Origin of the sequence: Pseudomonas guariconensis (genome assembly GCF_015680235.1) — a bacterium.
GTDB classification, from domain to species: Bacteria; Pseudomonadota; Gammaproteobacteria; order Pseudomonadales; family Pseudomonadaceae; genus Aquipseudomonas; species Aquipseudomonas guariconensis_A.
Genome location: NZ_JADLJL010000001.1, coordinates 229103 through 252973 on the forward strand (window position 1 = coordinate 229103; position 23871 = coordinate 252973).

Annotated in this window: 32 protein-coding genes; 1 reads left to right on the forward strand and 31 read right to left on the reverse strand. The window is 59.8% G+C overall.

Annotated elements, in window-relative coordinates; translation table 11 throughout:
- Positions 1–274 precede the first annotated feature (274 nt).
- Together IRZ56_RS00960 and IRZ56_RS00965 are read right to left on the reverse strand one after the other, a co-directional pair.
- On the reverse strand, positions 275–493 hold the full coding sequence (locus tag IRZ56_RS00960; RefSeq protein ID WP_196143187.1) for a hypothetical protein: 219 nt from the start codon (positions 491–493) through the stop codon (positions 275–277).
- Positions 490–783, reverse strand: a complete 294-nt coding sequence (locus tag IRZ56_RS00965) for a hypothetical protein (protein WP_196143188.1) — start codon at positions 781–783, stop codon at positions 490–492. Before IRZ56_RS00965 ends, IRZ56_RS00960 begins: the two co-directional genes overlap by 4 nt.
- Positions 784–893: 110 nt before the next feature.
- Between IRZ56_RS00965 and IRZ56_RS00970 the strand changes: the two genes are divergently transcribed.
- Positions 894–1556 carry an SOS response-associated peptidase gene (locus tag IRZ56_RS00970; protein WP_196143364.1) on the forward strand — a complete coding sequence of 221 codons (663 nt, stop codon included), beginning with the start codon at positions 894–896 and terminating at the stop codon, positions 1554–1556.
- A 334-nt stretch (positions 1557–1890) separates the two neighbouring features.
- Here the strand turns inward: IRZ56_RS00970 and IRZ56_RS00975 are convergent, their stop codons facing one another.
- The 29 genes from IRZ56_RS00975 to IRZ56_RS01105 form a co-directional block, all read right to left on the reverse strand.
- Positions 1891–2253, reverse strand: coding sequence for a hypothetical protein (locus tag IRZ56_RS00975; protein ID WP_196143189.1), 363 nt, complete (start codon positions 2251–2253; stop codon positions 1891–1893).
- Positions 2250–2738, reverse strand: a complete 489-nt coding sequence (locus IRZ56_RS00980) for a glycoside hydrolase family protein (RefSeq protein ID WP_196143190.1) — start codon at positions 2736–2738, stop codon at positions 2250–2252. The genes IRZ56_RS00975 and IRZ56_RS00980 overlap by 4 nt, the downstream gene beginning before the upstream one ends.
- A 134-nt stretch (positions 2739–2872) precedes the next feature.
- On the reverse strand, positions 2873–3631 hold the full coding sequence (locus tag IRZ56_RS00985) for an SGNH/GDSL hydrolase family protein (protein ID WP_196143191.1): 759 nt from the start codon (positions 3629–3631) through the stop codon (positions 2873–2875).
- Positions 3632–3670: 39 nt separating this feature from the next.
- Complete coding sequence (locus tag IRZ56_RS00990) at positions 3671–5656, reverse strand: hypothetical protein (protein ID WP_196143192.1); 1986 nt, start codon at positions 5654–5656, stop codon at positions 3671–3673.
- A 56-nt stretch (positions 5657–5712) separates the two neighbouring features.
- A complete protein-coding gene (locus IRZ56_RS23280) occupies positions 5713–8457 on the reverse strand; it encodes a host specificity factor TipJ family phage tail protein (protein ID WP_196143193.1) in 2745 nt (914 codons plus the stop codon).
- Positions 8429–8836, reverse strand: coding sequence for a hypothetical protein (locus IRZ56_RS01000; protein WP_196143194.1), 408 nt, complete (start codon positions 8834–8836; stop codon positions 8429–8431). The genes IRZ56_RS23280 and IRZ56_RS01000 overlap by 29 nt, the downstream gene beginning before the upstream one ends.
- A gap of 3 nt (positions 8837–8839) precedes the next feature.
- Positions 8840–9331 carry a DUF1833 family protein gene (locus IRZ56_RS01005; protein ID WP_196143195.1) on the reverse strand — a complete coding sequence of 164 codons (492 nt, stop codon included), beginning with the start codon at positions 9329–9331 and terminating at the stop codon, positions 8840–8842.
- 1 nt (position 9332) lies between these two features.
- Positions 9333–9803, reverse strand: coding sequence for a transposase (locus IRZ56_RS01010; protein ID WP_196143196.1), 471 nt, complete (start codon positions 9801–9803; stop codon positions 9333–9335).
- On the reverse strand, positions 9800–12253 hold the full coding sequence (locus tag IRZ56_RS01015) for a phage tail tape measure protein (RefSeq protein WP_196143197.1): 2454 nt from the start codon (positions 12251–12253) through the stop codon (positions 9800–9802). Before IRZ56_RS01015 ends, IRZ56_RS01010 begins: the two co-directional genes overlap by 4 nt.
- A 66-nt stretch (positions 12254–12319) precedes the next feature.
- Entirely contained in the window at positions 12320–12595 is a 276-nt protein-coding gene (locus tag IRZ56_RS23050) for a phage tail assembly protein T (RefSeq protein ID WP_328310531.1), read from the reverse strand.
- Positions 12529–12999 carry a phage tail assembly chaperone family protein, TAC gene (locus IRZ56_RS01020; RefSeq protein WP_196143198.1) on the reverse strand — a complete coding sequence of 157 codons (471 nt, stop codon included), beginning with the start codon at positions 12997–12999 and terminating at the stop codon, positions 12529–12531. Before IRZ56_RS01020 ends, IRZ56_RS23050 begins: the two co-directional genes overlap by 67 nt.
- Positions 13000–13007: 8 nt before the next feature.
- Entirely contained in the window at positions 13008–13742 is a 735-nt protein-coding gene (locus IRZ56_RS23355; protein WP_196143199.1) for a phage tail tube protein, read from the reverse strand.
- Between the two features lie 63 nt (positions 13743–13805).
- A complete protein-coding gene (locus tag IRZ56_RS01030) occupies positions 13806–14174 on the reverse strand; it encodes a DUF3168 domain-containing protein (RefSeq protein WP_196143200.1) in 369 nt (122 codons plus the stop codon).
- On the reverse strand, positions 14171–14656 hold the full coding sequence (locus tag IRZ56_RS01035; protein WP_196143201.1) for an HK97-gp10 family putative phage morphogenesis protein: 486 nt from the start codon (positions 14654–14656) through the stop codon (positions 14171–14173). Before IRZ56_RS01035 ends, IRZ56_RS01030 begins: the two co-directional genes overlap by 4 nt.
- Positions 14649–14990, reverse strand: a complete 342-nt coding sequence (locus IRZ56_RS01040) for a phage head closure protein (RefSeq protein ID WP_196143365.1) — start codon at positions 14988–14990, stop codon at positions 14649–14651. The genes IRZ56_RS01035 and IRZ56_RS01040 overlap by 8 nt, the downstream gene beginning before the upstream one ends.
- Positions 14990–15466: a head-tail connector protein gene (locus IRZ56_RS01045; protein WP_196143202.1), complete on the reverse strand. Its 477-nt coding sequence runs from the start codon at positions 15464–15466 to the stop codon at positions 14990–14992. The genes IRZ56_RS01040 and IRZ56_RS01045 overlap by 1 nt, the downstream gene beginning before the upstream one ends.
- A 3-nt stretch (positions 15467–15469) precedes the next feature.
- Positions 15470–15862 carry a hypothetical protein gene (locus IRZ56_RS01050; RefSeq protein WP_196143203.1) on the reverse strand — a complete coding sequence of 131 codons (393 nt, stop codon included), beginning with the start codon at positions 15860–15862 and terminating at the stop codon, positions 15470–15472.
- Between the two features lie 40 nt (positions 15863–15902).
- The gene (locus tag IRZ56_RS01055) at positions 15903–17117 is read right to left on the reverse strand and encodes a phage major capsid protein (RefSeq protein ID WP_196143204.1); all 1215 of its coding nucleotides are present in this window, start codon (positions 17115–17117) and stop codon (positions 15903–15905) included.
- Between the two features lie 14 nt (positions 17118–17131).
- Positions 17132–18007 carry a head maturation protease, ClpP-related gene (locus tag IRZ56_RS01060; protein ID WP_196143205.1) on the reverse strand — a complete coding sequence of 292 codons (876 nt, stop codon included), beginning with the start codon at positions 18005–18007 and terminating at the stop codon, positions 17132–17134.
- Between the two features lie 13 nt (positions 18008–18020).
- The gene (locus IRZ56_RS23065; RefSeq protein WP_328310391.1) at positions 18021–18512 is read right to left on the reverse strand and encodes a phage portal protein; all 492 of its coding nucleotides are present in this window, start codon (positions 18510–18512) and stop codon (positions 18021–18023) included.
- Positions 18451–19422 carry a phage portal protein gene (locus IRZ56_RS01065; protein WP_230390297.1) on the reverse strand — a complete coding sequence of 324 codons (972 nt, stop codon included), beginning with the start codon at positions 19420–19422 and terminating at the stop codon, positions 18451–18453. The genes IRZ56_RS23065 and IRZ56_RS01065 overlap by 62 nt, the downstream gene beginning before the upstream one ends.
- The gene (locus tag IRZ56_RS01070) at positions 19422–21134 is read right to left on the reverse strand and encodes a terminase large subunit (RefSeq protein ID WP_196143206.1); all 1713 of its coding nucleotides are present in this window, start codon (positions 21132–21134) and stop codon (positions 19422–19424) included. The genes IRZ56_RS01065 and IRZ56_RS01070 overlap by 1 nt, the downstream gene beginning before the upstream one ends.
- Positions 21134–21517, reverse strand: a complete 384-nt coding sequence (locus IRZ56_RS01075; protein WP_196143207.1) for a hypothetical protein — start codon at positions 21515–21517, stop codon at positions 21134–21136. Before IRZ56_RS01075 ends, IRZ56_RS01070 begins: the two co-directional genes overlap by 1 nt.
- 127 nt (positions 21518–21644) lie before the next feature.
- A complete protein-coding gene (locus IRZ56_RS01080; RefSeq protein ID WP_196143208.1) occupies positions 21645–22013 on the reverse strand; it encodes an HNH endonuclease in 369 nt (122 codons plus the stop codon).
- Positions 22004–22183, reverse strand: a complete 180-nt coding sequence (locus tag IRZ56_RS01085; RefSeq protein WP_196143209.1) for a hypothetical protein — start codon at positions 22181–22183, stop codon at positions 22004–22006. Before IRZ56_RS01085 ends, IRZ56_RS01080 begins: the two co-directional genes overlap by 10 nt.
- Before the next feature lie 78 nt (positions 22184–22261).
- The gene (locus tag IRZ56_RS01090) at positions 22262–22492 is read right to left on the reverse strand and encodes a hypothetical protein (protein WP_196143210.1); all 231 of its coding nucleotides are present in this window, start codon (positions 22490–22492) and stop codon (positions 22262–22264) included.
- A gap of 3 nt (positions 22493–22495) precedes the next feature.
- A complete protein-coding gene (locus tag IRZ56_RS01095) occupies positions 22496–22819 on the reverse strand; it encodes a phage holin, lambda family (protein WP_054889174.1) in 324 nt (107 codons plus the stop codon).
- A gap of 80 nt (positions 22820–22899) precedes the next feature.
- Positions 22900–23157, reverse strand: coding sequence for a DUF2513 domain-containing protein (locus IRZ56_RS01100; protein ID WP_196143211.1), 258 nt, complete (start codon positions 23155–23157; stop codon positions 22900–22902).
- A gap of 124 nt (positions 23158–23281) precedes the next feature.
- On the reverse strand, positions 23282–23860 hold the full coding sequence (locus IRZ56_RS01105) for a hypothetical protein (protein WP_196143212.1): 579 nt from the start codon (positions 23858–23860) through the stop codon (positions 23282–23284).
- Between the last annotated feature and the right edge of the window lie 11 nt (positions 23861–23871).

Genomic DNA, 23871 nt, shown 5'->3' on the forward strand with positions numbered 1-23871 from the left:
CCTCAAAAACGCAAAAAGCCCTGATAAATCAGGGCTTTGAATATGGCGGAAGCGTAGAGATTCGAACTCTAGGATAGTTGCCCATCGACGGTTTTCAAGACCGTGGTACAAACGTCCAGCGCCTGCGTCCTCAGGGTCGAAATCGATTCCAAAACAAACAGGAAACGGCACGGCTACAGGCCGCATACTGCAAGGGTCGTCGTTTTAGTTTTGGAACCGATTCCCCCCCCCTGCCCCGGCGTTCTGCCGCCCCGCCTCCAGCCCTTGGCAGGCGTCACTCTCCCCCTTCGTTTTCGTGCTCGACCAGCGCCCACAGTCTGGCCGACTCGGCTATCTCCAGCATGTCCACTAGGTCACCTTCATCGATATCCTGCCGCCGGTGCGCGGCATAGGCCATCTCGCTGAGAACGGCCGCGCGGCCATCTGGATCAGCGATCAACGCGACCTGGTCGCCCAGCTCTGCCAGCCAGGCCTTTGGCAGCCCGGTTATCATTCCAGGCGGCACCACCACGACTGCGCGTACAGCACGCCGTCGATCTCTTCGAATCCGGTGATGTTCATTCCGAGCGTTGCCATGCCATTCACGCACGCATCGTGCAGCCGAGGGATGATGTCGCCTCCCGGCGTCGGGTTGAACACCCATGCCTCAATGCATGGCCGACCCAGCACCTTGCTATGGCTGTACTCAATGTGCACATCAGCCCGCAGCGGTTTGATCTTCGCGAGCTGGTCTCTGGGGATGGCGACGCCGCGCTCACGGCGGCGAGTGAGAAGGAAGTACATAGGGTCACCGAAATACTGTATATGTGAACAGTATTTCACCAGATGACTGGCCAGGAAAAGCCATGGCGACGGGCGGAGCTATGCTTGTCAGTTCATGGGGAGGGAAAGAGATGTGCGGAAGGCTCAGCCAGTACCGCGGGATACATGACTTCGTGGAAACCCTCAGTCTGCCCGAGGCGTGGCGGAACAACGTCGGCGACCAGCCGCTTGGCCGGTACAACGTCGCGCCGACCACGTCGGTTGCAGTGCTGCGGGTAGATGACGCAGGCCCGCGCGCGGACCTGGTGAGGTGGGGATGGCGGCCGCACTGGGCAACCGATCGAGCGGCGCCAATCAACGCCCGGGTCGAGAAAGTGGCTCACGGGCCATTCTTCCGAGCGGTCTGGCCGCACCGAGCAATCACGCCAGTGGACGGGTGGTATGAGTGGGTCGATGAAGGTGGGCCGAAGAAGCAGCCCTACTACATCCGTCGGCGGGATGGGCGCCCTGCCCTTTGCGCCAGCATCGGCCAGTTCACGGGCAGCGAGCACGATGGGTTTGTGATCATCACCACCGACGCCCAGGGAGGTATGGTCGATGTGCACGACCGAAGGCCAGTCGTGCTTTCGCCTGATCTGGCGCGGGAGTGGGTGGCACCAGGCACGGCCAAGGAACAGGCAGAGCAAATGGCGCTCAACTTGGGCGAGCCCGCAAAGGCCTTCGAGTGGTGCCGGGTAAGCGTAGCAGTGGGGAATGTCCGAAACCAGGGTCGGGACTTGATCACCCCCATTTAACGGCAGGACGAAACGGCAGCCTCGAGCTGCTTCTCATATCCGATCCTTTGCCGCCGCTCGGCCAGCAGCGCCCGCACCTTCACTTCCAAGCTATCGGTCCTGCGCAGGCCGGCGGCTGCCCAGGCCGGCACCGCAATCTCCGGTGCACGACACGGCACCTGTACAGGTACCTCGACGCGCACGTATTGCACTTGCGGCTCTACTTTACCGGCGCACCCAGCCAGGGCCAGGGTCAGAAGTATCCCGCTCCTACAGGCTAGGCCACGGATTACACGGCCTTCAGCGCGAAACCACCCCGCTCCGCTCCTGCAGAAACGCAAGTTAAGCCCCAGCCTCATAACCCCAGCTCCTTATCGATGATCGAGGTCGCGGCCACGCACTGATCGCCGCCGGTTCGCTCCTGCTGCAGGCGATTGGCCGCGGCGTAGTCGTCCTTTGCACTGGCCCGGGCATCGTTCACCGCCTGCTCCGCCCTGGCCTGGCGCTCATTCGCGGCCAGGGTCAGCTCGCCCAGGGCCTTGCCCTGCTCCGCGGCCAAGCCAGCCAGGTTGTCGCGCGCGGCGGTGCACTGGGCTGCCTTGTCCTGCTGATCATCAAGCAGCGGGCGGAAGTGGCTGGTAGTGGCCCAGGTACCGACAGCCATGCCGAGCAGGACCAGCAGACCGGCTCCGGCGAGGCGCAGCGCCCAGCCGCTCACGCCAACACCCCACCCAGCTTCACCCACTGCGCCAGCAGCTTGTCCAGGCGGTGCGGGTTCTGGTCGTAGTTATTGCCAGGCATCGAGGCCCAGATGTTCGATGCCTTGGCGATCGCATCGGCAATGCGGCCGGCCTTGATGTCTTCCAACGCCCTACGCTCACGGATCTGCTGCAGCGCAATGCGGTCCTGATTCTCCGGCGTGAAGCCACCGGACAGGCGCAGGCTGACCCGGTACGCATCCCAGTAACGTTCAAGCAGCTGGTACCGGCCGGCAGCTGTGCTGGTCACCGGCCTGCCGTTTATGGGGAAGGTCAACTTCTGGCGTGGGTGGTCGGCGTAGCCCGTAAACAGGCCCCGCCCATACAGGACGTTGTACCCGTCATCGCTGCCGGCGACGGTCGACGTGCCTTCCGAAAAGGCGATCAGATCAAGAAACCGGAGCACGCTCGCGCCTCCGGCCTGGGATTCGGTGAGTCTGGCCATCGTTTTCTCCAGGCATGAAAAAGCCCGCGACTGGGCGGGCATTGGGAAGGGGCTGTAGCAGTTTCTGCTCGGCGATGGGCGTGCTGGCTTTTCTCCAAACCAAGGAAAGCCCGCGATTTCCGAGCTTTATCTATTCATTTTCTCGATTCCGCCCTAGACCCCTTCGCGGCGAGATACATCCTGAAAAGCCGTTCAGCATATAAGGAGTGCCCAATATCGTTTGGGTGCCATTTAACCCCATCGGACACGCCCCAACCCTTTGTTTCAGGGATAAAGCTTATATCTCTGACGGAGCGATACGGGACTCCTTTTTCCGCAGCAGTACTGGCCATTACACGATCAATCACACCAGGCCAGCCGGCATATTCTCCCGCTGGGGATCTCGCTGCCCCTGACCACGGCCCAACTGCCAGAACTATAGGTTTGCTAGGAAGTGACTTGGCCGCCTGCAGCAGGGCGGCATAAGACTTACGAAGAGCGCTCTCTCCGTCTGACTCCTTCTCATGCTCGCCAAGCTGAATGATGACTAGATCAGGATCAGAGTCAGCAACCTCATTCATAGCATGCAAGCGCTCGAGCGCCTTTCCTGATCCACCGTATGTATGGAAGCAGGATACAACCTGCTGTTTTCGCTGGCTAGCAATGCGATTCACCAAGCCGCTTGCATAGTCTTTTCCAGGCTTTGAAGCCGCCATACCTGACACGTGAGTCCAGCCTAGGCTCTTTCGAGTCCAGTCACTAACGCCGTGAAGCGTAATGCTGTCGCCTATGAACAAAATTCGATAGGCGCCTGATGTTTTCCGGCATGATTGATGGTGATCTAACTGTGACTGCTCAGCAGCAAACGTGGCACCAGTAACCATTGCAAGCGCGACAAGAAAGAACTTAAGCATTTCACCCTCCGCGAAGAATAGTGCAATGCTATCACATCTCTATGTCGCGTAGTTTACTACCGATGTCGCGACCATGGCCGACCCGTTCCAATAGAACGTCACAAGGGTTGTTGTGTTTGCAGGAACACTCGTTGGGGCAGGAACTGCGGTGGAAAACTTATACACGGCGGACCATGCGGTAATTGCCTTTGCGAACGCATCTGCTGCAAGCCGGAGAGTGAACGTTCTGCCAGCTAAGGAGGCGGCTGGTGAAGCAAGCTGTACCAGCGCCGTCGTTCCGGCAAGCTGGACGTAACGAGATGTCACGCCAGCGTTTGAGAAGTCCATGACCAGAGTGCTAGCCCAGGCCGTGGCAACCTCGTAAACCGGAATTGTGCTTACGCAAATCCACTCGGAGGCAAGAGAGTCGTATACGTACTTGAGCCGATTTCCTTTGCCTCGAGCGGCGACACCGCCGACTGTACATACAGTGAAATCGTCATCAATACACAAGGTTAGCGATTGGCCAGGAACACCTCCCGAGAAGGCAGAAATGGTAGTCTGCACGGTATTCTGAGTTCGGTAAACAGCGGCCCCATGTGAAGCATTAATAGATCCAGCGCCAGCTGCAATCTTGATAACTCCAGACTCAATTCCAAGCGCGGGACCATAAGTGTTATTCTTATTAACATCCAGAGCAGTTACACGCGTACCAAAGTCGTCAAAGGATATATTCCTATTCTCCCCATTCTGCCCCATGGTGCAGTATTTTACCGTTATTCTATCCCCAAGGGTAATAAGAACACCACGCTGAGTATTCAAGATGATTTTGGCAAATAATATCCTTACATCGGAGCAGTTTATTTGCGTTCGTGTTGCAGGCGACTCATAATAGTCGCCTATCAAAGCTCCATGCGTGGAACACCCACTCAGTTCTCCTCTAAGCCAAACGATATCGCTTGCAGGCCTAACGCCATTTGCATTCGTTGTGCTGAAGTGATCTCGGGTATATACGTGCAATGTATTGTTGTTCCCCCCTCCCCCGCAATCGACCATTCTGACATTCGAGGCTCTGCTGTAGATGCCGGCCCCATTGATATTGTCGGATACGATCGCGAATCCCTGAACAGTGGTCAGGCTGGCATTGCATCTCTCGAGATGAACGCCCCTCATTTTCACAGCGAAACCGTTAGGCCCACCATGATGATTACAATCCATGAGAACAACATCGCCGCCAGCTGCGCCAAGCGGATCTGTGCCGTTCTGCTCCCAGAGGTGCCCATGATTGTTTGCACGGGTATTGACTCTAGAAACATAGATATAACGGGTATTGGGTCCAACTCCAGTTACTGCGTTACCGCCGGCAGCGTAGTTGTCGATCGACATCATTCCTGCAGTCACGCGCCGCCTATTGTCAAAACGAACGCTGCCAATGACCAGAGTCCCATTTCCATCCCACTGTGACGCCCCGACATTCCAGGTCATTTCGCCGGCGCCAAACAAACTGCAATCATCTGGGATGGTTAGATTCAGCTTGATAGTTCCCTTTGGCAGCCGGACTCTCGGCCAAACGGAAAAAGCTGAAAGAACTTTACTGGTTTGGTCGGTCACTCCATCGAGAATTAGATCTTGAGGCGTGTACCATCCTGCTTCTAGGTTGCCTGAGATTTGCTGTCTCAGCCCCTGATCCCCAACAGCTTGAAGCTTTGGTGCGTCAGTTGCCCAGGTACCGGTCAGCGTCAGAGGAATATCCGAAGCATTCATGACCCGGTAAAGTTCGCCATCGCGTTGAACGAGCTGAGTCTGTCGCTCTACGATTACGCCTGAGCCGTAGGTGAGGTAGACCGACTCGTAACCAGACTTGATCAGGTAGTCGGTGACCTGCTGCTGGATTCCTTTCCAAGACTTCTTCTCTTTTCCTGCCCGGTCTACCCAAGTCAAGGCCTGGCCGTTCATGGCCAGATCCAAGTTACCAGTATTGTCGAACGCATCGCGGAAGTCAGACGAGCCGTATGGCTCAACCGGGTTGCCAGTGTTGTAGCGCATGGGTGCTCCCCAAAATAAAAACCCCGCACAAGGCGGGGTTCGGAAGGATGGTTTTGCTATGCGTCAGCCGGCGCCGGCGCGTTGTCGAAGAGGTAGACCCGGTCGTCGTAGTTGACGCCGCGGGTAGAGCACATTTCCAGGCCGCGTGGCTCTACGCTGGTCGCCAGAACGGGGTGTATGCGGCCGAACAGCAAGTGGGGCGGCTCTCGATCCCACGAAAGATCAGGAGTGAAGCCGAGTTGCGAGATCCGCAGACGGTAATCGTCAATTCGGGTCGCGCTCCACGGCCCGTCGACACGGCCATCCTGTTTCCTCAGCGCGACCTGGGCCATGGGCACAGAAGCCCAGTCCAGTGGATCACTGCTCTCGAGAACCACACCGCCAGCATCCATCGCGAACGACTTAAGATAGGTGCTTTGGCCGCTTCCTGGTGTGTCATCTGAAACAGCCGCCAAGCTCAGGTAATCGCTGTTGTTGGCGTCCAGTTCCGTCTCGAAGCTGTATGTCCAGCGACGGTACCGTTGCTCGGATCGACGGCGCATCCCACGCTGGTAAGCCTTGTCGCGGTCCGTTACGCCTACAGCGCTGACCTTCTCTGGCTTCTGCCCGAGATCCCCGGGAAGCCGGCATTTCACCACCTGCTTCTGGAACGTGCGGCCATCGACGTACTCAACGTCAACACCGTCGTTGTCATCCGGGGCAGGCGATGTGAAGGCTCGAGCAAGCGAACCTTTCATGTTCTGCGCGGAATAGGCCCAAACCTCACCGTTGGCCGCCGGGGCCGTGTAGTTATGGTCAACGCCTTCACGCAGAGCATCGCGGACCGGCCGTAGGCGCCCCCGCCCGGTGGTCAACTCGGAAAAACCAGCGGACAGAATATCGCCAAGCACTTCTTTAACCGTGCTCGCCGAGTCGTACTGGAAGTCGAACGTGTCGCCTCTCGCTTTCCACACCTCCGCGAGGGCATCTATCTCCACCAGGTCGAGGTCAGCATCCTGATAGCCGGCCTTCTTGGCCACGTAGCAGAACGGGGCGACCAGGTCACGCACCGGGCGCTTCTCTGTCCATTGGCCGTTTTCCCGGGTTGGCAAGATTCGAGTGCCTACGACCGAAATGCGATTCTCCGACTGGGCGCCAAGTCGGCCGCCACCAGCCACAGCAATCGATATCGTAGTGGCGCCCGGGTACGAAGCTGGGCTTGGCAAGCGCGAACGCAGCCCGTACCACTGGATCATGTCTTGCACGTTGGTTTCGGTCGATTTCGCTCCGATGCGCCGCATCCTGATTTCAGGGCGCATTGGGTATGCCAGATCGAGTTTCCGAGTGAACGCAATCTGATCCAGCGTTGCTCGGGTGATCGTCTCGCGATAGGAGGACCAGGTACCCGCCGTCGCCATGTCACGCCACTGAACCTCATACGTGACGGACCGGCTATTAACGCGCCCCTTCTTGTCCACGCTCGCCAAGCCTTGCGGGCACATCACATCGAATTCAAACGAAGTCGCCAGTTCGCCAACTGGGCATCCGGCGTAGGCGCCGGCCCAGTCTCCCTCGAGGGTTGAGCTGTCCAGTTGGATGGAAGCCGAGTTGCTCTCGATGTAATCGAATCCAGGCCAATCCGGATCCACGTCCCCGGTGTCGGTTATACGCTCAAGTGCGATCTGGGCCGTATTTGCTGCAGTGATCCGATATCGCAGCCCCTCATAACCGATACAGGCCCAACCGGTTCCGAACTGCAGGCCCAGGACCGGAGCGCCACTCCGGGTGTTCAGTGTCATCTTGGCAGGATCACTGCCGGCCGGCGGCGTATAGTCGTGGACGACATACTGCCCTTCGTTGGCCCCCGTCACCTCAATGACCATGCCCGGGTAAGCGCCCAGCTGGGCAAGCGGCCCTGAGATTGTGTCTCGACCACCAGCGCCAGTGCCAGCAGTGACCGTGTACTGGTACATGACCTCGACGCGGACGATCATGCCTGCGCTCCAGTCCGCAGGTAACGCGCCGGCACCTACCGGGACAGTGACCAGGTCGCCGTCAAACTGGTAGGCCTGCGCATTGGCAGAAGGTGTCGCCGGGCTCGTGGTTCGCAGGTCAATGCCCGCGGTACCGGTTGAGGTGGCCCCCACCTCGGATACCGAGTACCACCACTCTGCCGCAGGATCGAGAGCGACGCTCTCGCCCGGTCCGTAAATCTGATAGCGGGCGTTGGTGCCAAGCGAGATGATCGGGGTGTCCCCAACCAGAATATCGCTTGGCTGGATCTCATATTCGCCGATGCCCACCGCCAGCAGCATCTGGACCCATTCAGTGCGCTCTGTTGGAAAGCCGCGACGTGGAGGAACGATGACATCCGGGTAGATCCGGTTCCTGCCGAACGCTTCCCGAATGATGTCGCCATAACGCACCTGGTTGGCCTTGGTGCGCGAACTTTCAAGAGGATCTCCCTGCCGTGGGCCCTGGGTGTTTGGCATCTTGATCCGCGGCATGAACAGTTTCATGACCGCCTGGAAGCCCTTGATCGCAGCGATCGTGATCGAGATCGGGTCGGTGCCCTTTGGCTCCCGCCAGATGCGCACGTCATCATCCGGCCCAATATCCGTCACGCGCCAGGCGCTCACATGCACCAGCTGACCATTCACCGTAATACTGACCGGGTTCAACTCTCCGCGCCGAATGCGACGGCGGTTGCGACGGTAGTTGGTCACGTTGCCGCGCAGCCAGGCATCCAAGGTGGTTTCACGGCGGATCGGATACTGCCGCAACGGCTGGGCATCAAGCTTGTTCGCGAAGAATTCGATCACGGTAGAAGATCACTCTGCTGAAGTTTTCCATGAAGTCCTGCAAGCGCAGGATGCGGGCACCTGACCCTGGGTTGATTTCCAGCACCTGCAGACGCCCCTCTCTCGACACCACTAGGGCAATGTGAACGCAGGCATCCCCATCCATTGCCGCTGCGATGGCCCCTGGGAACGGCTGGCATACCTCCAAGGCCGCCTCCACCTGCCGTCGGTAGGCCCTCTGGAAGGACATGGCGCTGCTGCGAATGACCCCGCCGAAGCTTTCCAGCAGCGGCATTCCATAGAGCTCATGCCGGGCCAACCGGGTCAGCCCCCAGCAATCCACGCGCGGCAGTTCGCGCCCGCAATCCTCATAGATCGCAGCGAGGTATCGTTGAAACATGGGTCAGCCTTCGTACTTGATGCAGGGCGTGATCTGGGAGTTGAAGTCGTCCCGTGGGAATTTGGCGTCAATCAAATTGAAGTAGCGGGCCTGGACCTCGACATGGTCGACCTCAAGCGTGCCGCTGCCAATCGTCATGTAATACGGCCGCTGAGCTGGCTTGGACAGGTCGGTACTCAAGTACAAGCGCATAGTCAGCCGAACGGGCTTTTCTTGATCGACCGTCGCCTGAACCAAGTTTTGCGCCTTCCCTGTCACGCCATCGATTGCAAAAGTAATGGCTTGACTGCCGGTGTTGTCCTTCTTTGGCATCGATACATCGATACCGTGGGCCTCATAAGTCAGGGACCTGCCGTCCTCGGTTATGGCAGTGATGTCCGTGAACATATGGGTGAGCAAAATGGGCTCTGACCAGGCGTCACTGGTGATTTCCAAGGCAGGGATCAATACCTCCAAGCCTGAAGGAGACGCGAAGGCCACTTCCAATGGGTCCATATCACGCCTCCGGCCAGTGGCCTCGTCCATTCATGGCGAGGTCAAGAATGTTCATGTTGAACCAGTAGTCTGGGAATTCCTCCCAGCCCGGCGGCATCATTGGTCGCTCTCGAAGCTCAAGCGTTGCCGAGAATTCCCAGTACCTCCCACCTACCAGGCGCGGCCCCTCATAAATCCCGAGAATCCTGCAGGTTCTTGGCATCAGCCCCTGCGTGGTTTTCACTTCAGCGTCGAACCACTTCGTTCCTTCCACGAGAGTCCGAGAGAACCAGGCCTCGAAGAAAGCGGCCTGGGCATCATTCATGATCCACTTCACCTTGATGCGCGTCGGAACCTCAACGGCCCTCCGGCGCTCACGAATCCGACCAGACGCCATGGGCGTGGCCATCTTCGGGTTGGTGGTCTCAAGCTCATACCCATCCTGTAACGGCTTAGGGAGCTGCCGCGGGTATTGAATGGTTTGCTCGCTCATCGCCCCACCGTGCTTAGCCCGTACTTGTTCGAGAACACTTCGTGCACCTGCTCATCACCGGCCAAACTGCCGCAGATGACATCGATTACCCACTGCTTGTTTTCCATGCGCGCTGTGGCCTTGGTCCCTGAGGGGGCGTTATAGACGTTGAGCTGTGGCTGCCCAGAGGCGCTTTGCTGTCGCTGTCCGTCCTGATCGGCCTGGATTCTGCTCAAGGTATGATCGAGCTTGGCGCTAGTCTCTGCAGTGGTAACCCTCTCCCCTTTCTGCAGGTACCAGGTTCCGTCCTCCGGAACGGCGTCGATGCCGTCATGCGCCATGCCTGCTACGGAGCTGATCATGCTCATAAAGCTGCCAGCCGATCCGAGCGCAGACGCCGCAGCCGCAGGCGCCGCAAGAGGACCGACAATCGGGATGGCGGCCGTCGAGGTGAACGCGTTGAGAGCGGCCATAGCCACCTGGGCGGTGCCCCATTGGATGAGCATGCGCAAGGCTGACTGGGCGAAGGTGGCCACCATGTCGTCCATGGAAAGCTTGCCGGTGGTGACGAACCCATAGAGGGCATCATTCATTCCCGAGAACGCATCCGAAAACATGCTCTTCGTCTGGCCGGAAATGTCCTGCGCCTGGTCAAGGTAATTGCCCCAGGCCGATGAAACACCGTCAAGCCAATTGGCCTGCGCTTCATCCTGGCGGGCGTAATACTCTTGCTGAATCTCCATCCGCTCGGCCAAAGCGTTGCGCAGCAGCTCCGTTTCCTGGTTGTAGAGCTCTTCGCTAATATCGCCGCCGTTGTACTGCTTTTGCAGCTCGGCCAGTTGGCTCTGATATTCCTGCTGGATAGCCAGATCGGCCTGGAGCCTCTCCTTCATTTTGTCGCTTTCGCCGGCGCCGGCGAGCTCGAGATCAAAACCCCCACGGGCAGTTCTGTTAACTTCCGACAAGGTGGCGCCGAATGCCTGGGCTTTGGCCGCATCCTCGTTTGCCTGCTTCAGTTTCTGCAGGCGATCCAGTTCTGCAGCCAAGCCCTTGAGCCTCTCCTGCTGCTTTTCGTTGATGCCAACAAGCCGCCCTGACTCAATTTCAAACTGGAGCTTGGCCACCTCTGTGGCCTTCTTACTCGCGTCCGCGCTGGTGTTGATCAGTGCGATCTGACGCTTCAAGTTTTCTTCAGTGGTTTCAAAGGTCTGGTTCAGCTTCTTGGCCGCAGCCTCCGCTTCCTTCTGGGCTGCCTTTTGCGCATCCGTCTGCCCTACAAACCCAGGACCTGAGGCGCCTGGTGTGAGCTTTGGCAAGTCCGCATAGGCCTGCCTGGCTTTCGCCACGTACTCGCGAATCGCATCGCCTGCCAGCGGCTTTTCCAGCTCTTTGCCGATAGCCTCGGCGGCGACCCGAGCATTGCCGAAGTTGACTAGCGCATCTTGGCGCATATTTTCGGCGGCAGTGCGAAACTCCCGCGAAGTTTCCCCGAACGTGATTTTGCCGAGAATTTCGTTACCAGCAGCACCAATGGAGTTGAAATAGTACATGGCAGTGTCGAAACTGCCGACCAGCGCCTGCGCAGTGATTTTGAATGCTCGCGCGATGCCGTCGCCAATGCTGGCCACAACCGCGGTCGTCTCCACCAACGAGTTGGCTAAGGATTTCATTTGCGATTGCAGGCCACCCGCTTCCTTGGTCGTATCCACCAAGTCTTTAGACAGCTGTGCCAGAACCGGCATGAATTCGGCGGCCAATGCCGTCTTGGCAGAGCTGGCGTACTGCCCCAGCACAGTTAGCTGGTTGTTGAACTCCTTGGCGGAGGAGATGGTGGCATCGTCAAGGATCATCCCCGTGGATTGTGCGGCGTCACCCAGCTCCTTGAACTTCCTCCCACCATCGGCCAGCAGCGGTACCAGCGCAGTGGCCTCATCCGCAATGGCCTCCATGAAGAAGGTCATTTGCGCCTGGCTGACATTGGCCTTCTGCAGACTACTCACATACAACTGCAGGGCGTCGGCGCTGTTTAGGTTGCGGAACTGCTCAGCCGTGACGCCGACCTGCGGCGCAATGGTTTCGAAGAAGTTTTTCAGCTCTCCCCCGCCGGTCGCCAGGAAGTCGCCGATCTTGTCGTTGGTATCTTTGAAGATATCCGAGAGCTTGTCCTGCTCGATCCCAACCGAGGCGGCACCGGCCGCGTACCGTTGGAACTCGGTAGTTGAAAGGCCAGATATGCTGGCTAGATTGCTGATCTCCTTTGCCGCCATTGCTGAGCTGGTGACCAGGCCAGTGACAATGGCAGGCACCGCAGCAAGAGCGGTGCCAATGCCTTTACCCAACTGCTCAGCTGACTTCTTGATTTCAGCCATCCGCTTCTGGGTTTCGCGGCTGGCCTTGTCCATTGGGCCCGTGAACCCGCCTATCCTGGCAACCAGGTCCAATGTAAGGGTGCCCAGGGATTTACTTGCCATACTGTCCTCCAGGGCATAGAACGGCACGCCGGACGCTGGCCGGCGTGATTGGCGTTTGGGTGCGGGCTATGCCCAAGACTTAATGGCTTGCTCAAGCGTCAGTGCAGGCTCAGCTTCATGCGGCATAAAGTCGTAGAGGGTGAACCCACCCTCCTTGGTGTGCGCATTCGCGTAGAGCGTGGCAAGCAGAGCTGCGCCCCGCTCCACTCGCATGCCCAAATGGAGCGATCCACGCAACTTTCGGTACTTCACCCAGGCGCGGAACTCGGGGAAGCTCAGCCTTTCCTTCGCTTCGGCGATTGTCCTGCCGCCGATGCCGCAGAGGACGAGCTCGTGCCAGATCTCGTCGAGGTCGGTGAGCTCGTCGTCTTTCCCATGTTGTTGACCTCGTTGATCGCCAACATCAGGGCCACGGTAAGGTTGCCATCAAGGGCCCCCATACGTTTGGTGCTGTCCGGGTCCTTCGCCAGCTCATCGGGATCAAGCGGTCCATGCGTGATATCGATCGGCGTGAAGATGGAGTTGCCCTCCTCGTCGCAGATCGCGGCGGCAATGCGCCCGGCGATGTTGTCCTTATGTTTTCCGCCCGCGGCCAACACATCGTTGACTGCAGATTGATACCCGAGAGGACGAACAAAGACCGTAGCGGTGAAAGTTTCATCGCCTTGGCTCCAGGTGATTTCCTTATCAACCGGGCGCCCTGTGAAGGACCCCATCTTTTTTAGCGAGTCGATTGTGAGCTTCACGGGAAACCTCAAGCATTGGTGGTCTTGCGGATCCAGGCGGAACCGCCGGAACGCTGGATGGAAACGGCCGAAGTAACGGCGGCGTTTGCGGCGAAGTCGAACGGGAAGTCCGCGACGTAGCCATCGAACAGGAACCAGGTACGCGTTGGGGGCAGTACGAAGTCTTCTGGGTCACCCAAGACCGCAAGCGCCGTCGCACCAGTACCATCACCATCAGCCAGCGTAATTGTCGGCGCGCTGGTGTAGCCCGACCCCTCATTGGTGATGGTGAATCCGACCACTGCGCCGCCCTGGATGATGGCGGTGGCGGCGGCTCCCGTACCGCCTCCTCCTGAGAACGTGACGGTTGGCGGCGTGGTGTAGCCGCTCCCGCCACTGGTCAGCTCAATGGCAGCCAGCGTTCCTGCAACACCAACGGTTGGTGCGATGTCTACACCATCGGACCAACCTACAACCCAACGAATACTTTCGATGGTGTCGTCTTCCGAAAGCTGATGCAGGCGGACGTGCGAGGCGTTTCGCGGGTCAGCGTTCAAGGTCAAGGACGCCTGCCCTGGGGTGCGCAGACCACGCAGGTATTTACGGACGCGGTCACTCAAGCAGGTGACTTCAACCTGGTCGGCCGGGTTTCCGCCAGGGTTGAACGCAGTAGCGCACTCAATCTCCATGACCTCGAATTGCGACGGGCTACCAACATGAGGCACCAGAGCATAGATCTGGGTGCCTTGAGCGAGAACTGCCATGGGCTTCTCCAATTGCGGGCAAAAGAAAACCCGCACTGGGCGGGCTATTGGGGGATATTTCGGCTATCGAGGGACTATCCAGTCCACGTCGAAGCTGGTTCGGTAATTCTTGGTGGCGGGGTCACGGCTCTCGCCGCCCCACCGAGTGATGTGCGCTTGCAGCTCGATAGCATCACGGATGGCGTCGCGAACCTGGCGCACCGAGGTACCGGTGGTGCCGTACACATCAACCTGCAGCGTGAAGCCGTCGGCGTCAGGCCGGCCGGCCAGGTAGTTCTCGGGACTGCCGTTCACCAACTGCCATACCGCATAGGGCCTGGCCACGCCTTCTGGTGCTTCGCCAAAGGAGTAGAGCCGCAGATCAACGCCAGATCCCAGCAGCGCGGTAACGGCGGCGGATGCCGCGCAGGCCTGAACAATCGGTGGAGTCATCTGGACGCTGCCTTCTTCGCGGCGCGACGGATCGCGCGGTCAATCGACTTCTCGTACTCGGTGACGAAGGTGTTGGTCACCTCGGCGATGCTGTTGGCAAGGGCCGGCCGCATGAACGGCGCGGCAGCCATCTTCTCGGTACCGAACTCGATCAAGCGCCAGTGAGGCGTCGGTGCGTTCGGACTGAGGTCGCCACCATCCTTGAGGACGGCGCCGTGCAGCACGCCGATCCGGAAGCCAAGGTCGCCGGTCTGCTTGAACAAGCGGCCATTCCAGCGCAGCGCGATGTTGTCGGAGATCGAGCGCCCGGTTTCCTTGTCGTCGATCCGCTCGGCGCCCTCCTTGGCCTTCTGCACCACTATCTGAGCGGCCTTGCGCAGCGACGCCCGACCGCCTTTGCGGCGAACGTCATAGCTCACGCTATCCAGCTTACCCAGCAGGCTGTCCAGGCCGGTGATGCTGAACTCGACACCGTCAGCCATCCTTCACCCCCTTCTCGACCAAGATCGTCAGGTAGTCGAGTCCGGATTTGGCGTCAGCCAGCGGCGGGCCGACGATGCTGTACGCCTCACCCCGGTACAGGATGCGCATGGTGGGGAGCACCCCAGCCCGGTACCGGATGACCATCCGGCCCGTGGCCTGGGCCTGGCCCGCCTGAGCCGCGATGAAGTCTCTGGCCGACAGGTCTTCGACACTCGCCGGGCACTTCTCCCACCGAGTGACCCATTCCGGCTCCCCAAACTCCAAGGTCACCGGGTCACGCACCGGCTTCAGCTCCTGAATGTCGATCCGGTGGCGCAGTCTGCCGGCCTGCATCACACACCCATCCGGATGCGGTAAGGCATAAGCAAGTGCTGGGAAGCCAGCGGCAGTTCAGCGGCGATGGTACCGGTGACCACCTCTTCGCGGTTGGCGAACAGGTGCCCAAGCTTCAGCAGGCAAGCAGCCTGGAGCGCGGGGTTGACCACCATGCCGTAGGCGATAGCGTCTGCCTGGTCATAGGCGTCCGCCAGCGCCTGGCGGGCATGCTCGAGTAGCCGACAGCGCAACGTGAGGTCAGGCTCCTGCTCGGCGGCAGCAACCGCCGCAGCATTCGCCTCCTTGGCTTGCTGCAAGGCTGCCGAAACGCCGGCGCGAGCCTCGTCGAGCTTGACCTGGTCCAGATAAAAACGGCGGTTTAGGAACTGCATGGCCGCCTCCTCCGCCGCATCGAGCTGTGCCTGGACCAGCACCTGGTCTTCAGGTTCGGCCAGCAGGTGGTGCATGGCCAGGTCGATGGCGATCACAGACATGGTTTACTCCTGCACAGGCGGCTTGGCCTCAGCTACTAGGCGATCCAGCTCCTTCTGCGCGTCAGCCTTGTTGCCTACGAAGTCGCCAACCTGCTTCTCGTCCTCGCCGATGATGATCCACTTGCCGTGGCCTTCCTGCTTGAGGTTGAGAACACGAACTGGTGCAGTCGGCGGGTCAGCCAGATCCCCCGCGACCAGAGAGTCGCTTGTCAATCGCCCTTGACCAGCTGCCAAAGGCTGCGTCAGATCTACCGCAGCTGCGCCTTCGGAGTTGTCCGGTTCGGCGTAGCCCTTGTGGATCAGCTCGCGACCGTGCTGCTCGATGGTCTCGAAGGGTGTGCCTTCCACCAGCGTTTGCCCGCCCAAGTAAAGAGGTCTGAGGGTTTTCAGTTTCATGATTGCCTCCAGGGCCGCCACGCGGGCGGCCCGCTTAGGGTCAAGGGGTCGTCGGTGCGGTGAAGTTGCCGTAAATGAAGGCCTCTGGGCGCTTCACGGCCAGAGCAACACGCTCCTCGCCACGAATCGAGATCATGTTGCGTTCGAAGTCGTCGGCGTTTTCTGTGGAGATCACCACGTTGGCATCTTCACGATCGAACAGCTGCGCACCGGTCTGGAAGGCACCGGTCAGGAACTTGCCCTGGAAGGCCGCGATTTCGGTTGCCACCACCGGGAGACCCCACAGCACAGGACCAGCGAGGCCCAGCGGGTTCGCGAGGATGTAGCGGCCCAAGGTGTCCTTGGTCAGCTCGATCTTCGCCCAGTCGATGAAGTGCAGTACGTGGCCGGAAGCAGGCAGGCGGGCCAGCTGAGCCTGGAGCATCGCCAGGCGCAGGTCATCGATGCCGTTCTGTTGCTCTACCGCGAATGCCGCGCTGAAGGCCGAGGCCTGCGGCACGATGCCTTCGAGGTGTGCGCCGGTACCATCGCCGAAAAGGATTTCCTGCTCCTCTACATACTTCAGGCCGAAGCGCATTTCGGTGTCGATCATCGACTGGAGTTGAGCAAAGTCGTCGAGGATCTGCTTCGACGCCTTGAACATGTGTGCGATGGTGCGCACCGGGGTGATCTTTTCAGCGAACTCGATATCGCTGTACGGCTTGGTGGTGTTCTCTGGCACCACCGCGGCGCGATTGGTGAACCCGGTCTGCTGAACCCAGTAGATGGTGTTCGAAGTGGTTCGGCCCGGGGCGATCAGATCGCGAATGAACAGGCGCTGCTTCGGCGCGACATCGATACCCGGCAGCCGATCAGGTGCAACGATGGTGCCGGGCACGTTGACGCTCAGCAGAGCAGCCTGAACGGGAACGCTGATGCGCTTGCCGCCTTCGACGTTTGCTGCAAACTGTTTCAGCCCCTCGCTCTTGATCACCACGCCACCGGCAGTATCGCGGGCTGTTGGCGTGCCAGATGCGGGCAGTCGCGCGAACTCCTGCTCGAGTTCGCCCAGCTGGGCCTTGAGCTGCTTCTCGGCCTCGGTCAGGCTGTTGAACTTGGTCGCCAGCTCGTCGACGGCGTTCTTGGTTTCTTCGGACAGGCTGCCGGCCTTCTTGGCCTCGGCCAGGGCGTTCTCCGCCTGCTTGCTGAAATCGCTGGTGGCCTGCTTGAGTTCGTTGGAGACCTGTTTCAACAGGTCAGCAGTAGTGTCTGCCATGGAATCATCTCCGGTTACTTGAGAGCTGCTGCCGAGAACCGCGATATGGCGGCCTGTAGCTCGGCAAAGTGATTGGCCAGGTCGGCCTGGGTGTCGGCAGCGGTGCGCGTACCGGAGGAGGCAGCGCCAGGCGTACCCCCTTTGAGTTCCTGAATAAGGGCGCGGCGCTCAGAACGCGGCATACCCTGTTTCGCCAGGATGGTGTCCAGTCGGCGGGCGGCGATCTGCTGAGGAGCGAGAGCCTGCGGGTCTTCTTGAGCTGCGTCAGAAGGAAGGAGGCCGTCTGCAAATCCAGCCTCAACCGCGGCGCTGCCGCCCATCCATGTCTCGACATCCATCAAAGCGCGCATAGCGGCGATGTCGTCACCCGTCCTGACCGAATAGATATCAGCCAGGGTTCCATCAATCTGGTCGAGAAATTCCGCGACCTCGGTGAAATCGTTGCGGTCGCCGGCGGCGATGGTCCAGGCGTTGTGGATCATCATGAAACCGGCCCGGGCGATCTGGATCTCATCGCCGGCCATGGCGATAAACGACGCAGCGGAGGCAGCCAGGCCAAGCACCTGAACGGTGACCTTGCCCTTGTGCTCGCGCAGCAGGTTATAGATCGCCAAGCCTTCGAAAACATCGCCGCCCGGGCTGTTGATCTTCACGGTGATGTCTTTGTCGCCGATGCTGCGCAGAGCGGCACTGACGCGCTTGGCGGTTACGCCCTCGCCCGTCCACCAGTCCATGCCAATCGGGTCGTACATGGTGATGGTGGTGGCGTCGTCACCGGTAGCCGCCTTGATCGCTGGATTCCAGCGCTCCATGGCCTTGGGCAATAGATCCGATTCGACGCGCGCGTGCGGCCGCACCGCCGGCGCTGCCGGTAGTGTCTTGAGAGTCATGGGTTACTCCAGGTCAGGCCGCTTTGAGCAGCGGCATCGATATCAGCGCGTGGGCCATCATGGGGCCGTCTGGATTTCCGGTTTCCAGGGCCTGGGACGCCAGCTCGACCGCCTTGTTGATGGCCTCTCGGTCGTCGTTGTTGCGTGCCGAGACCAGCCGAAGCATGAATGCCGAGGCAGCCGGCGAAACGCCTGTCGCCGGTTTTCCGAGCTGATCCAGGGGGACCAGTGCAGACTGGACCGTGTACGTGTCGCCACCTGGGATCGGCGGCATGTTTTCCAGCCGGCGAACCTCGTTGCGAGACATCCAGCCATTTTGCAGGGCCGTGTTGTACCAGGCGCCACGGCCGGCACTATCGGCTCGAAGCAGACCTTCCACAGCGAACTCTGCGAAGTAGTCGTCCGCATCGACTTCACCAATGAGGCAGCGGGTGATCTCCTGCTCAATATTGACCAAGAGCGGACGCAGGCTGTTGGTGAGGAAGTGCAGGTTCTGCGCCTCCACGGAGGAAGCCCAGCTGGACTGCTTGTCTCATATGCCCAACCATGAAAGGCGGGACGCGGAACCAGCGGCAGATCTCCTCGACATTGAATGCCCGAGACTCCAGCATCTGCGCCGCTTCGGGGTTCATGGTGATCCCCTGGTACTTCAGGCCAGCCTCGGCGACCATGATCTTGCCGGCGTTGTTCGAACCCATGAAGGCGGTAAGGCTAGCTCGCAGCTGCTCTCGCTGAGCAGGTTTCAAATCATTGTCGCTGCTGAGGATGCCGGACGCTTGCATGCCTTGAGCGAACACCTTAGCTGCTGCCTCCTCTGCCGACATCGCCGAACCGAGGATCTCGCGCCCCGTGGTGATGGGGAGCATCCCGCATACCCCATCGAGGCCGAACGCACGAATGTGCATCAGGTTCTTTTCGGGGATCTCCCGTTCGACTCCGTTCTCGCTGTACTTGTACTGAAGACGACCGTTTTCCAGCCTCTTCACCGACACGCACTGAGGAAGCAGCGGCACCAGCGCCACTACGCGCTGGCCGACCATCTTCTTCTCGACAAAGGCGTTGCCCCGCAAGCACAAGCTTGCCACCACCAACAGCATGAACCGCTGAGGAGTCATTTCGGCATTTGGCACTCGACACAGCAATCGGTACAGCGGGTGATCCTTCGCCGGCTCCCTCGATCCATCCGGAAGACGCCGGTAGAACCTCAGTGGCAGCGTGGATACCGATTCTGAGAGCAGCCGAACGCATGCCCACACCGTCGACAGTTGAAGCGCCTTGTCTACGGTGACGTGCTTGCCACTGGCCGAGCTGCCGAACCACTCTTGCCAGAAGGCGCCGGTATTCAGGCCGATGGGCACGCCCAGCCAGTCCAGCAGTGCGGTCTTTACCCGCCCTGGTTTCTTATTGCGCGCCATTAGATTCCTACCATGATGGGGTTTTCGAAGAAGCCATCCAGATTGGAGTTGTCGGCTCCACCCAACTTGATCACCACGGCGCAACCGGTGATCAGGCTCACCATGCCGTCGATCTTGTTCTCCGGACGCTCCTTGTTGGGATAGATGTTGTCCTTCACGTCGAGCTTCGCGACGACGTTCGAAGCCATCCAGGTCAGCACCGGGCAGTCGCCGTGGGCCAGCTTTCGTTGCAGCACCAGCGCCTCGACCTCTTTCATGGGCTCGCTCAGGTTCTGCACCGTCTGGCGCAGCTCAACCATCGGCAGCCCCTCGGCATCCATTTCCTGGGCAAGCTGGGTGGCCTGCCATGGGTCGTAGGCATAGGCTCGAATGTCGAACCGGCCGGCAAATTCGCGCATGTCCTCTTTGATGACTTCGAAGTCGGTGACCTCGCCATCGGTGAGTGTCAGCAAGCCAAGCGCATCGAACTCGCGGTATCGGGCGGTGTTGCTGTCCAGCTCCTCGAGCACGCGCGCTTCCGGCAGGTAGTACCTGGCATGGATATGCCAGAACGGATCGTCGCCATGCGGCGGAAAGATCAGCACATTCGCGGCAATGTCGATCTTGCTCGCCAGGTCGAGGCTGCCGTAGCACGGGCGCCCCTCCAGCTCCGCAAGGCTCTTCCTGGCCGGAGCCTCTTTCCAGCGCAGCATGTTGAGCCAGGCATTCTTGGCACCGACCCACTCGTTGAGGTGCTTGGTGCGGAAGGTCGCTTGCTTGGTTGCCGACTGCATCGCGTCACGCTGGCGGGCCAGCAAGAAGTCCTCACCGACAGAGATCCCGAAGTTTGGGTTTGCCTTGCGTAGCGCTATATCGCTGGTCCAGTCGTCTCCCTGGTCGATGGTGTAGAGAGCCGCCCAGAGGTCTGTCCGATCGATCACGCCTTCCAGCATCCGCTCGGCATCCCGGATCAGTTGGTGGCATGGGCCACCAATGCTTGATCCAGCTGTGGTGATCACCAGCATTACGGGCTGCTCGCGCGCCCCCATGCCAGTCTCCATCGTGTCATACAGCGTGGAGTCTTGGTGCTCATGGTACTCGTCAACGATCGAACATGATGGAGATGCACCGTCGCCTGGCTTTCCGATTACCGGCTCGAAGCGCGATCCGTCGGCCAGCACGACCATATTGGAGGCGTTCACGTCGACACCATAATGCTCGCGCAGGTCGTCGGTGCGTTCGACCATCTGCTTGGCCGGCCTGAACACCTCCCAGGCCTGCTTCTCGGTGGTAGCGCCGGAGTAGACCTCGGCCCCGAATTCTCCATCAGCGACGAACATGTACAGGCCAACCCCGCCGCCGATGATCGACTTGCCATTCTTGCGTGGCACAAAAATGAGGATTGTCCGGTAGCGCCGGGTGCCGTCCTTCTTGCGGACCCAGCCGAACGGCACGCAGACAGAAAAAAGTTGCCAGGGCTCAAGCTTGATCAGCTGCTTCTTTCCGCCCCATTTGCCCTTTGTGTGCGGCAGCAACTGCAGGAACTTGGCGACTCGCTCCCCCTTGGCCGGATCGAACTTGTACGGGAAGTCCTTTCGCTTCGAAGCAGCCAGGTCGTCAAGGTGACGCTGAGCCAGCAGCTTGATCCACTTGCAGACGAGAATCTTCCCGGCGACAACATCCTTGGCGTACTTCTCAGCCGCCTTCATCAGCGGAAATTTCGTCTTTGCCATCACAGCTCCGCGAATGCATTGCCCTTCGGCGCGTCCTTCTTGACGCCGCCAACCTTGGATCGGTCGGCCGGCGTCATGCCGAACTTGCCGAGCATGGCCTCCAGTCGCACCAGCTTGGCAGCAGGGAAATCGAGTGGGTCATTGCGGAACTGGGCCAGTAGGTTGGCGGCCAGTTCCAGTGTCAGTCGGTCGGAGTTCGTCAATACGCCTCCTGGGGCGTACTTGGCGATTTCCTTCCAGGCGTGGAGCACTGCTCCATTGATGTGAGCTGGCGGGGCGGTCAGCTCGCCCACCGGTTCAGCATCCTCGCGGCGCCGCTGGGGGTCTTTCTTGAACGCACCCGTCAGCTCAAGCACGTTCGTCGGCTTGCGCGGTCGGGCCATTTTGGAAACCTGAATTTTGCGGAAATAGAAAAAAGGCTGAGGGCGCGGTGTCCGAGCGAAAGGGCCTGAACTTTTGACCCTCCCCCTCCCCATAGGCGAGATTTCGTCTCATTTGCGCCGTTTTCGATCATTTCTTGATCGATTTCGACTCCCGCTGCGTCTTCGCCTTGTGGCAGTCGCGGTTGATCGCCCGAAGATTGTCGTCATCGTCGGTACCGCCGTGGGCTATGGCCACGATGTGGTCAACCTCATGCGCTTCGCGGATGCGACCATGCCGGGCGCAGTCGTCGCACCGACAGAGGTACTGGTCTCGCTTCAGGATTCGCTCACGCTTGCGGCGCCAGGGGCGACCACCACGGCCCGATCCCTTGCGTGTCGCCCAGGCCTTGGCCTGCTCTGCAGCCAGGTCGGAATGGCCATCACAGTAGCCATTGGCGTTGCGGTGCAGTGATCGGCAGCCCTGCGCCCGGCATGGTCGCTGCGGTCTCAACGGCATGGCGCACCACTCAGGTAAGTCAGTGGCGGGGTATCGGGATCAGGGCCAAAGTCATCCGCCAGAGCTTCGATCAGCGCCAGGTTCTGCGTTGCGATCTGCTCCAGCAGGCCGGTCTGCTTTTGCTGCTCGGCCAGGACCTGCTCCAGCAACGAGATCACGGGCTCGCTCATACGCCACCTTTGTCCACTTGTTGATCCATTCGCGCCGGGCGGCGCATCCACTGCAGGCCATCGCCTACCTCCCGCTACTTACTCGCCGCTCCAGCCCATCAGCTTGAGCTGATCATCGATGGCTGTGAGCTCTTTCCTGAAGTGTTCTGCCAGAGACCCCACAACAGCAGCCAGAACATCTGGCGCCTGGTAGTCACCGGTGATCATCAGCGCGACACCTGAGCCACTCAGCACGGTGTCCAGACGACGCTGTACCTGGTCTCGCGTGAAGAACAGGCTGTTCGCGGTGGCGATCTGGTTTCGATTCATTGGTTACCCTTGGGCCTTTCGAGACAGGAACAGGTCGGAGTAGCCGCGAAGCTTCTCCACCCCCATGAAGCCGACCATGCCGCCCGCGAAGGTTGCCATACCCTGTGGCAGGCCCATCCATTCGAGCAGCGGCACCAGGGCCAGGGTGATGAGGCCACACAGAGCACCCTCCAAGAACATCTGACGGCGGGTACCGCCGCCATACACCACCCGGAGGACGGCGATCGCAACGGACAAGCCGGCGGCGCCAAGCTGGGGCTGATGGGCAATCACCCAGGCGAGCACAGCGGCCCACAGGCCAGGATCCTTCTCGGGCATGTTTGGCATCTCGGTTCCTCCCTTTTCGGGGAGCTCAAATGAAAAAGCCCCGGCATTCGCCAGGGCTCTGTGTCGATAGAGAATTAGGATCAGCTTTCTTTATTAAGCCGATCCAGCAAGTCATGACCGCTCCAGGTCAGCTTAAAGCAGTCAGAACCAGCAAGTGAGGGCTCACGTCGAACAAAGCCACCACCGGTAAGAAGATCGAGTTGGTAGTCGAATGAAGCAGAATCCGAGACGGTAACGAGCAAGCCTTCACGCAACTCATCTCGCCGAACCCCGCTCAATGGAGAGTTCTCCTCCAGCCAGATCAGAACTCTTTTGACCAGCTTCAAATCACGAAACATCTCATCTTTCCTTGACTACAGATAAAACAAAGCCCGACGCAATGGTCGGGCTTCTCTTCGTCACTCCTCAACACGCGCAGGAATGACAGGATGTAGAAATAATCGGCCATGCGGCCATTTGATGTCAAGCGGCATTTTCCATCGAAAGACCTTCGTAGCTCAGGATGTCGGCAGCAGCCTCCAGTGCTTCTTCGGCCATCTGCTTCAGAACGTCCTCGATGTCTTTCCTCCAGCGGCGCCGCGTTCGCTCAGGCCGGGCATCCGGGTCCCATCGGTTGATGTCGTAGAACTGAGCCGGCAGCACGATCATGTCGCTCGACCGCTTTCCGTCGGCGCCCTTCATCTTCGGAATCGCCCAGGCCGTAACGGCGCTGGTAATGAACAGCTTCGGGGCATGAGAGGCAACCATGGGTATCAGGCGACTGATCGACTGAACCTTCCGCCCCTTGTGCGTGCTGAATCTGGCCACCAGCACATCCCAGTGGCGTGGCTTCAGCTGACTGTGCAGCCGGGCGAATACCCAGCAGTCCGCGTCCATACGACTGATCTCGCCGCGCTCGACCGATCGGCTCAAGGTGGCCATGTCGTGACCGTCTTCGCTGCCGGGCTCGTATAGCTTCTGCCAGGCCTGCTTGCTGGTGTTGTCGATCGCTTCTGCAGCCAGGGCCGAGACGACCGCCGCGAGTACGCTGCTGTAAATCATGTCCTTCCCCC

What these genes read in the sequence shown, in the direction of transcription:
- IRZ56_RS01095 (WP_054889174.1), bottom strand. Translation starts at nt 22,819, where the DNA reads ATGCCAAACATGCCCGAGAAGGATCCTGGCCTGTGGGCCGCTGTGCTC.
- IRZ56_RS00960 (WP_196143187.1), bottom strand. Translation starts at nt 493, where the DNA reads ATGATAACCGGGCTGCCAAAGGCCTGGCTGGCAGAGCTGGGCGACCAG.
- IRZ56_RS01105 (WP_196143212.1), bottom strand. Translation starts at nt 23,860, where the DNA reads ATGATTTACAGCAGCGTACTCGCGGCGGTCGTCTCGGCCCTGGCTGCA.
- IRZ56_RS00990 (WP_196143192.1), bottom strand. Translation starts at nt 5,656, where the DNA reads ATGCGCTACAACACTGGCAACCCGGTTGAGCCATACGGCTCGTCTGAC.
- IRZ56_RS01085 (WP_196143209.1), bottom strand. Translation starts at nt 22,183, where the DNA reads ATGAGCGAGCCCGTGATCTCGTTGCTGGAGCAGGTCCTGGCCGAGCAG.
- IRZ56_RS01040 (WP_196143365.1), bottom strand. Translation starts at nt 14,990, where the DNA reads ATGCAGGCCGGCAGACTGCGCCACCGGATCGACATTCAGGAGCTGAAG.
- IRZ56_RS01090 (WP_196143210.1), bottom strand. Translation starts at nt 22,492, where the DNA reads ATGAATCGAAACCAGATCGCCACCGCGAACAGCCTGTTCTTCACGCGA.
- IRZ56_RS00970 (WP_196143364.1), top strand. Translation starts at nt 894, where the DNA reads ATGTGCGGAAGGCTCAGCCAGTACCGCGGGATACATGACTTCGTGGAA.
- IRZ56_RS01005 (WP_196143195.1), bottom strand. Translation starts at nt 9,331, where the DNA reads ATGGACCCATTGGAAGTGGCCTTCGCGTCTCCTTCAGGCTTGGAGGTA.
- IRZ56_RS01070 (WP_196143206.1), bottom strand. Translation starts at nt 21,134, where the DNA reads ATGGCAAAGACGAAATTTCCGCTGATGAAGGCGGCTGAGAAGTACGCC.
- IRZ56_RS01010 (WP_196143196.1), bottom strand. Translation starts at nt 9,803, where the DNA reads ATGAGCGAGCAAACCATTCAATACCCGCGGCAGCTCCCTAAGCCGTTA.
- IRZ56_RS01075 (WP_196143207.1), bottom strand. Translation starts at nt 21,517, where the DNA reads ATGGCCCGACCGCGCAAGCCGACGAACGTGCTTGAGCTGACGGGTGCG.
- IRZ56_RS00985 (WP_196143191.1), bottom strand. Translation starts at nt 3,631, where the DNA reads ATGCTTAAGTTCTTTCTTGTCGCGCTTGCAATGGTTACTGGTGCCACG.
- IRZ56_RS01015 (WP_196143197.1), bottom strand. Translation starts at nt 12,253, where the DNA reads ATGGCAAGTAAATCCCTGGGCACCCTTACATTGGACCTGGTTGCCAGG.
- IRZ56_RS00965 (WP_196143188.1), bottom strand. Translation starts at nt 783, where the DNA reads ATGTACTTCCTTCTCACTCGCCGCCGTGAGCGCGGCGTCGCCATCCCC.
- IRZ56_RS01080 (WP_196143208.1), bottom strand. Translation starts at nt 22,013, where the DNA reads ATGCCGTTGAGACCGCAGCGACCATGCCGGGCGCAGGGCTGCCGATCA.
- IRZ56_RS01045 (WP_196143202.1), bottom strand. Translation starts at nt 15,466, where the DNA reads ATGTCTGTGATCGCCATCGACCTGGCCATGCACCACCTGCTGGCCGAA.
- IRZ56_RS01050 (WP_196143203.1), bottom strand. Translation starts at nt 15,862, where the DNA reads ATGAAACTGAAAACCCTCAGACCTCTTTACTTGGGCGGGCAAACGCTG.
- IRZ56_RS01060 (WP_196143205.1), bottom strand. Translation starts at nt 18,007, where the DNA reads ATGACTCTCAAGACACTACCGGCAGCGCCGGCGGTGCGGCCGCACGCG.
- IRZ56_RS01065 (WP_230390297.1), bottom strand. Translation starts at nt 19,422, where the DNA reads ATGGCGCGCAATAAGAAACCAGGGCGGGTAAAGACCGCACTGCTGGAC.
- IRZ56_RS01000 (WP_196143194.1), bottom strand. Translation starts at nt 8,836, where the DNA reads ATGTTTCAACGATACCTCGCTGCGATCTATGAGGATTGCGGGCGCGAA.
- IRZ56_RS01055 (WP_196143204.1), bottom strand. Translation starts at nt 17,117, where the DNA reads ATGGCAGACACTACTGCTGACCTGTTGAAACAGGTCTCCAACGAACTC.
- IRZ56_RS01035 (WP_196143201.1), bottom strand. Translation starts at nt 14,656, where the DNA reads ATGGCTGACGGTGTCGAGTTCAGCATCACCGGCCTGGACAGCCTGCTG.
- IRZ56_RS01030 (WP_196143200.1), bottom strand. Translation starts at nt 14,174, where the DNA reads ATGACTCCACCGATTGTTCAGGCCTGCGCGGCATCCGCCGCCGTTACC.
- IRZ56_RS00980 (WP_196143190.1), bottom strand. Translation starts at nt 2,738, where the DNA reads ATGGCCAGACTCACCGAATCCCAGGCCGGAGGCGCGAGCGTGCTCCGG.
- IRZ56_RS01100 (WP_196143211.1), bottom strand. Translation starts at nt 23,157, where the DNA reads ATGTTTCGTGATTTGAAGCTGGTCAAAAGAGTTCTGATCTGGCTGGAG.
- IRZ56_RS23355 (WP_196143199.1), bottom strand. Translation starts at nt 13,742, where the DNA reads ATGGCAGTTCTCGCTCAAGGCACCCAGATCTATGCTCTGGTGCCTCAT.